Origin of the sequence: Thermogemmatispora sp. (genome assembly GCF_019683755.1) — a bacterium.
Classification (GTDB): domain Bacteria; phylum Chloroflexota; class Ktedonobacteria; order Ktedonobacterales; family Ktedonobacteraceae; genus Thermogemmatispora.
In genome coordinates, this window is sequence record NZ_JADGHT010000516.1 from 1 (window position 1) to 2,341 (window position 2,341).

Consider the following 2,341-nt stretch of genomic DNA (forward strand, 5'->3'; position numbering starts at 1 on the left):
GCGTCTGGCAGAGCGTGACTACGCGGACGTGGTGATGTATGATATTGTGCCCAATATGCCGCAGGGCAAAGCACTGGACATGCTCCAGGCCGGCCCCATCCTCGGCTACGACAGCCTTGTGGTTGGCACCAATGATTACGCCGACACAGCTAACTCCGACCTGGTGGTGATCACCTCTGGCTTCCCGCGTAAGCCTGGCATGTCGCGCGACGATCTGCTGCGGAAGAATCAGGAGATTGTCACCCAGGTTGTACAGGAAGTGATCAAATACTCGCCCAACTGTATCCTCATCGTTGTCACCAATCCTCTGGATGCCATGGCGCAACTGGCCTACCATGTCAGCGGCTTCCCGCGCAATCGCGTTGTTGGCATGGCGGGCGTGCTTGACACCGCCCGTTTCCGCACCTTCATTGCTCAGGAGCTAAACGTCTCCGTCCGTGATGTACAGGCTTATGTCCTGGGTGGTCATGGCGACACAATGGTCCCGCTGGCCCGCATGTGCACAGTGGCTGGCGTGCCGATCTCCCAGCTCCTGCCTGCTGAGCGTATCGAACAGATCATTCAGCGCACACGCGACGGCGGAGCCGAGATTGTCAACTTGCTGGGAACCGGGAGCGCCTATTTTGCTCCGTCGGCGGCAGTACTGCAAATGGTTGATTCAATCGTCCTGGACAAGAAAATGATCATGCCCTGCTCTGCCTACCTGCAGGGAGAATATGGAATTCACAATCTCTTTGTTGGCGTGCCAGTGAAGCTCGGAGCCAACGGGGTCGAGCAGGTCATTGAACTAGAGCTAACGGAGGAAGAACGAGCCCTCCTGCAGAAATCAGCAGCAGCCGTCCAAGAGCTTGTCAAGGTGATGGGCATCTAGGTTGACGCCCAGGCCAAAGGAGAGCGCTAGGCCGAAAACATAAAGGCGGGGTCGTCCGGCCTTTCAAGCCCAACGTAGGACAAGGCGACCCCGCCTGAGAGTTCTGAGAAGCAGCCCGGTTAGAGCGAACGGCATAGGCTAACCCTCCTCAGCCTCTGCCTCAGTTTCGTCCCCTTCCACCTCTGGAGAAGACTCCTCCCAAGCCAGGCCCTCGTGAGCACCAACTCCTGACTCCTGTGAGGCGCCAGCAACCACCAGAACATATTCGCCTCGTGGCTTCTCCTGAGTCATTGTTTCCAGTAGAGAAGAGAGAGTACCGCGATAGACCTTCTCGAAGAGCTTCGTTAGCTCATTCGCTAGAGCGGCTGGCCGGTCGCCGAAGACCTCTAAAGCATCGCGGAGGAGAGCAACCAGTCGGTAAGGGCTTTCATAGTAAATCAGAGTGTAGGGGGAGTGACGATCAGCCTCCAGAAAGCGCCGGCGCCGGCCTGCCTTGCGAGGCGGGAAGCCACGGAAAGTGAAGCTGTGGACTGGTAGGCCTGAGAGAACGAGGGCCATTACGAAAGCGGCAGGACCAGGGATCATCGTGACAGGAATACCAGCCTGAATGGCTCGCTGAACCAGGGTGTAGCCCGGATCAGAGATCCCAGGCGTGCCTGCGCTGGTGACTAGCGCAACTGATTTCCCCTGCTTGAGAAGCGCCTCAATATGCCGACCTGCTCGCTCCTCGTTGTGCTCATAGAAGGCAAGTTGAGGCTTGTGAATATCGTAGTGCCTCAGAAGAATGGCCGTCTTGCGGGTATCTTCAGCAGCAATCACATCGACACGGCGCAGGACCTCTAAGGCCCGTAGGGTAATATCGCCAAGGTTGCCGATCGGTGTCGCCACAAGATAGAGTGTGCTCATGTAAAGTATCCACCCATTCTGAAAATGCATCTTCTGAATCCGCAGAAGGAATAGCCCACACAACCGCAGCCAGTGGGCAGGAACCAATTACCGTCAGCCTGACTGACCATCACCGCCAGCTCTGCTAGCAGCAGCACCTCATTAGTAATATTGGGAGGGTCAGACAGGTACAGGCTGGGCTGAAGCGTTGTACTAAATGAAAGCCTTGGGACCATGCTTCTGTCAATGCCCAAGAGCATGGACTACAGAGATCAGGCCCGCTGATCACTCGCGCTTGCCGTGGGGGATACGGCAAGACATGGTCGGTAACTGCTAGCCCCATTGCTAGCACTGGCTCGGTGACCCGGGAGGGGGTGGAGAGTCGGGGGGAGCGATCCAATCTCGTGCTGATTGAAATGGAAAAATAGCACTATCATTGCTGATAGCTCTGACTCAAGCGCTAATCTCTAACTACTCGAAAATATGCTGAAATGCTAGCCGGCCAGAGAGATTATAATCGAGAGAGAGACTGTTTCGCTCGCACTGTAATCGTTGAACTTATTCCAGGCCTGAAAGTGGGAAGGG

The 2,341-nt window shown here is 56.0% G+C and carries 2 protein-coding genes; one reads left to right on the forward strand and one right to left on the reverse strand.

The genetic code is table 11. The annotated features are described in order from the left end of the window. The first annotated feature begins 4 nt into the window (after positions 1-4). A complete protein-coding gene (gene mdh / locus IRZ24_RS19490; protein ID WP_366914345.1) occupies positions 5-871 on the forward strand; it encodes a malate dehydrogenase in 867 nt (288 codons plus the stop codon). Positions 872-1,009: 138 nt separating this feature from the next. Here mdh and rsmI read toward each other — a convergent pair whose 3' ends face one another. Further along, positions 1,010-1,777, reverse strand: coding sequence for a 16S rRNA (cytidine(1402)-2'-O)-methyltransferase (gene rsmI / locus IRZ24_RS19495; RefSeq protein ID WP_297168203.1), 768 nt, complete (start codon positions 1,775-1,777; stop codon positions 1,010-1,012). Positions 1,778-2,341: the final 564 nt, after the last annotated feature.

Excerpts from the sequence above, each read along its gene's own strand:
- rsmI (WP_297168203.1), bottom strand. The coding sequence starts at position 1,777 with ATGAGCACACTCTATCTTGTGGCGACACCGATCGGCAACCTTGGCGAT.